The organism is Streptomyces sp. NPDC051569, assembly GCF_044454085.1.
Lineage (GTDB): Bacteria > Actinomycetota > Actinomycetes > Streptomycetales > Streptomycetaceae > Streptomyces.
On the sequence record NZ_JBITDJ010000047.1, the window covers coordinates 1 to 4,959 of the forward strand.

The following is a 4,959-nucleotide window of genomic DNA, read 5'->3' on the forward strand; positions in this document are numbered from 1 at the left end:
CGGGTAAACATTCACGGAGAGTTTGATCCTGGCTCAGGACGAACGCTGGCGGCGTGCTTAACACATGCAAGTCGAACGATGAAGCCTTCGGGTGGATTAGTGGCGAACGGGTGAGTAACACGTGGGCAATCTGCCCTGCACTCTGGGACAAGCCCTGGAAACGGGGTCTAATACCGGATAACACTTTTCCCTGCATGGGGAAGGGTTAAAAGCTCCGGCGGTGCAGGATGAGCCCGCGGCCTATCAGCTTGTTGGTGGGGTAATGGCCTACCAAGGCGACGACGGGTAGCCGGCCTGAGAGGGCGACCGGCCACACTGGGACTGAGACACGGCCCAGACTCCTACGGGAGGCAGCAGTGGGGAATATTGCACAATGGGCGAAAGCCTGATGCAGCGACGCCGCGTGAGGGATGACGGCCTTCGGGTTGTAAACCTCTTTCAGCAGGGAAGAAGCGAAAGTGACGGTACCTGCAGAAGAAGCGCCGGCTAACTACGTGCCAGCAGCCGCGGTAATACGTAGGGCGCAAGCGTTGTCCGGAATTATTGGGCGTAAAGAGCTCGTAGGCGGTTTGTCACGTCGGATGTGAAAGCCCGGGGCTTAACCCCGGGTCTGCATTCGATACGGGCAGACTAGAGTGTGGTAGGGGAGATCGGAATTCCTGGTGTAGCGGTGAAATGCGCAGATATCAGGAGGAACACCGGTGGCGAAGGCGGATCTCTGGGCCATTACTGACGCTGAGGAGCGAAAGCGTGGGGAGCGAACAGGATTAGATACCCTGGTAGTCCACGCCGTAAACGTTGGGAACTAGGTGTTGGCGACATTCCACGTCGTCGGTGCCGCAGCTAACGCATTAAGTTCCCCGCCTGGGGAGTACGGCCGCAAGGCTAAAACTCAAAGGAATTGACGGGGGCCCGCACAAGCAGCGGAGCATGTGGCTTAATTCGACGCAACGCGAAGAACCTTACCAAGGCTTGACATACACCGGAAACGGCCAGAGATGGTCGCCCCCTTGTGGTCGGTGTACAGGTGGTGCATGGCTGTCGTCAGCTCGTGTCGTGAGATGTTGGGTTAAGTCCCGCAACGAGCGCAACCCTTGTTCTGTGTTGCCAGCATGCCCTTCGGGGTGATGGGGACTCACAGGAGACTGCCGGGGTCAACTCGGAGGAAGGTGGGGACGACGTCAAGTCATCATGCCCCTTATGTCTTGGGCTGCACACGTGCTACAATGGCCGGTACAATGAGCTGCGATGCCGTGAGGCGGAGCGAATCTCAAAAAGCCGGTCTCAGTTCGGATTGGGGTCTGCAACTCGACCCCATGAAGTCGGAGTTGCTAGTAATCGCAGATCAGCATTGCTGCGGTGAATACGTTCCCGGGCCTTGTACACACCGCCCGTCACGTCACGAAAGTCGGTAACACCCGAAGCCGGTGGCCCAACCCCTTGTGGGAGGGAGCTGTCGAAGGTGGGACTGGCGATTGGGACGAAGTCGTAACAAGGTAGCCGTACCGGAAGGTGCGGCTGGATCACCTCCTTTCTAAGGAGCATCTAGATTCCGCAAGGAATCCAGAGCCACTACGTCGGCAAATGTTCGACGGTGGTTAGCTCATGGGTGGAACGTTGACTATTCGGTAGGTTTGGCTCTTTCTGTTAGTACTGCTTCGGCGTGGAACACAGTGGGGGTTGAATTTTCCGGGCACGCTGTTGGGTATCTGAGGGTGCGAGCGTTGCTCGCCCTTCGGGATGCCGGCCCCAGTGAACTCGCCCTGTTTGGGGTGGGGTGATGGGTGGCTGGTCGTTGTTTGAGAACTACACAGTGGACGCGAGCATCTGTGGCCAAGTTTTTAAGGGCGCACGGTGGATGCCTTGGTACCAGGAACCGATGAAGGACGTGGGAGGCCGCGATAGGCCCCGGGGAGCTGTCAACCGAGCTTTGATCCGGGGGTGTCCGAATGGGGAAACCCGGCAGTCGTCATGGGCTGTCACCCGCTGCTGAACACATAGGCAGTGTGGAGGGAACGAGGGGAAGTGAAACATCTCAGTACCCTCAGGAAGAGAAAACAACCGTGATTCCGGGAGTAGTGGCGAGCGAAACCGGATGAGGCCAAACCTGTAGCGTGTGATACCCGGCAGGGGTTGCGTTGCAGGGGTTGTGGGAGTTCTTTTGATCGGTCTGCCGGCCGGTCGGCGAGTCAGAAACCGTATGGATAGGCGAAGGACATGCGAAAGGTCCGGCGTAGAGGGTAAGACCCCCGTAGCTGAAATCTGTACGGCTCGTTTAAGAACCACCCAAGTAGCACGGGGCCCGAGAAATCCCGTGTGAATCTGGCGGGACCACCCGCTAAGCCTAAATATTCCCTGGTGACCGATAGCGGATAGTACCGTGAGGGAATGGTGAAAAGTACCGCGGGAGCGGAGTGAAATAGTACCTGAAACCGTGTGCCTACAAGCCGTGGGAGCGTCGCTGTATGTGCTTGCACATGCAGTCGTGACTGCGTGCCTTTTGAAGAATGAGCCTGCGAGTTTGCGGTGTGTTGCGAGGTTAACCCGTGTGGGGAAGCCGTAGCGAAAGCGAGTCCGAATAGGGCGATTTAGTAGCGCGCTCAAGACCCGAAGCGGAGTGATCTAGCCATGGGCAGGTTGAAGCGGAGGTAAGACTTCGTGGAGGACCGAACCCACCAGGGTTGAAAACCTGGGGGATGACCTGTGGTTAGGGGTGAAAGGCCAATCAAACTCCGTGATAGCTGGTTCTCCCCGAAATGCATTTAGGTGCAGCGTCGTGTGTTTCTTGCCGGAGGTAGAGCACTGGATAGGCGATGGGCCCTACCGGGTTACTGACCTTAGCCAAACTCCGAATGCCGGTAAGTGAGAGCGCGGCAGTGAGACTGTGGGGGATAAGCTCCATGGTCGAGAGGGAAACAGCCCAGAGCATCGACTAAGGCCCCTAAGCGTACGCTAAGTGGGAAAGGATGTGGAGTCGCAGAGACAACCAGGAGGTTGGCTTAGAAGCAGCCACCCTTGAAAGAGTGCGTAATAGCTCACTGGTCAAGTGATTCCGCGCCGACAATGTAGCGGGGCTCAAGCGTACCGCCGAAGTCGTGTCATTGCAGCAATAGGGCCAACGCCCGCTGTGATGGGTAGGGGAGCGTCGTGTGCCGGGTGAAGCCTCCGCGGAAGCGAGGGGTGGACGGTTCACGAGTGAGAATGCAGGCATGAGTAGCGATACACACGTGGGAAACGTGTGCGCCGATTGACTAAGGGTTCCTGGGTCAAGCTGATCTGCCCAGGGTAAGTCGGGACCTAAGGCGAGGCCGACAGGCGTAGTCGATGGACAACCGGTTGATATTCCGGTACCCGCTTTGAAACGCCCAGTATCGAATCCATTAATGCTAAGGCCGTGAAGCCGTCCTGGAGCCTTCGGGCAAAGGGGAGTGGTGGAGCCGCTGAACCGAGGTGGTAGTAGGTAAGCGATGGGGTGACGCAGGAAGGTAGTCCAGCCCGGGCGGTGGTAGTCCCGGGGTAAGGGTGTAGGGCGTTGTGCAGGTAAATCCGTGCAACATGTGCCTGAGACCTGATGCCGAGCCGATTGTGGTGAAGTGGATGATCCTATGCTGTCGAGAAAAGCCTCTAGCGAGTTTCATGGCGGCCCGTACCCTAAACCGACTCAGGTGGTCAGGTAGAGAATACCGAGGCGTTCGGGTGAACTATGGTTAAGGAACTCGGCAAAATGCCCCCGTAACTTCGGGAGAAGGGGGGCCATTCTAGGTGATCATCTTTACGGTGTGAGCTTGGGGTGGCCGCAGAGACCAGCGAGAAGCGACTGTTTACTAAAAACACAGGTCCGTGCGAAGCCGTAAGGCGATGTATACGGACTGACGCCTGCCCGGTGCTGGAACGTTAAGGGGACCGGTTAGTCACATTTCGGTGTGGCGAAGCTGAGAACTTAAGCGCCAGTAAACGGCGGTGGTAACTATAACCATCCTAAGGTAGCGAAATTCCTTGTCGGGTAAGTTCCGACCTGCACGAATGGCGTAACGACTTCTCGACTGTCTCAACCATAGGCCCGGTGAAATTGCACTACGAGTAAAGATGCTCGTTTCGCGCAGCAGGACGGAAAGACCCCGGGACCTTTACTATAGTTTGATATTGGTGTTCGGTTCGGCTTGTGTAGGATAGGTGGGAGACTGTGAAGCTTGGACGCCAGTTCAGGTGGAGTCGTCGTTGAAATACCACTCTGGTCGTGCTGGATGTCTAACCTAGGTCCGTGATCCGGATCAGGGACAGTGTCTGATGGGTAGTTTAACTGGGGCGGTTGCCTCCTAAAGAGTAACGGAGGCGCCCAAAGGTTCCCTCAGCCTGGTTGGTAATCAGGTGTTGAGTGTAAGTGCACAAGGGAGCTTGACTGTGAGACCGACGGGTCGAGCAGGGACGAAAGTCGGGACTAGTGATCCGGCGGTGGCTTGTGGAAGCGCCGTCGCTCAACGGATAAAAGGTACCCCGGGGATAACAGGCTGATCTTCCCCAAGAGTCCATATCGACGGGATGGTTTGGCACCTCGATGTCGGCTCGTCGCATCCTGGGGCTGGAGTCGGTCCCAAGGGTTGGGCTGTTCGCCCATTAAAGCGGTACGCGAGCTGGGTTTAGAACGTCGTGAGACAGTTCGGTCCCTATCCGCTGCGCGCGCAGGAGTCTTGAGAAGGGCTGTCCCTAGTACGAGAGGACCGGGACGGACGAACCTCTGGTGTGCCAGTTGTCCTGCCAAGGGCATGGCTGGTTGGCTACGTTCGGGAGGGATAACCGCTGAAAGCATCTAAGCGGGAAGCCTGCTTCGAGATGAGGACTCCCACCCCCTTGAGGGGTTAAGGCTCCCAGTAGACGACTGGGTTGATAGGCCAGATGTGGAAGACCGGTAACGGTTGAAGCTGACTGGTACTAATAGGCCGAGGGCTTGTCCTCAGTTGC

At 57.2% G+C, this 4,959-nt stretch carries 2 rRNA genes; both read left to right on the plus strand.

Features of this window, described 5'->3' with window-relative positions:
* Positions 1-10 precede the first annotated feature (10 nt).
* Positions 11-1,534 (plus strand): 16S ribosomal RNA (locus tag ACIBAE_RS29605).
* A 297-nt stretch (positions 1,535-1,831) separates the two neighbouring features.
* Positions 1,832-4,953: ribosomal RNA gene (locus tag ACIBAE_RS29610) — 23S ribosomal RNA — on the plus strand.
* Together the 16S and 23S rRNA genes form the textbook arrangement of a ribosomal RNA operon.
* Positions 4,954-4,959: the final 6 nt, after the last annotated feature.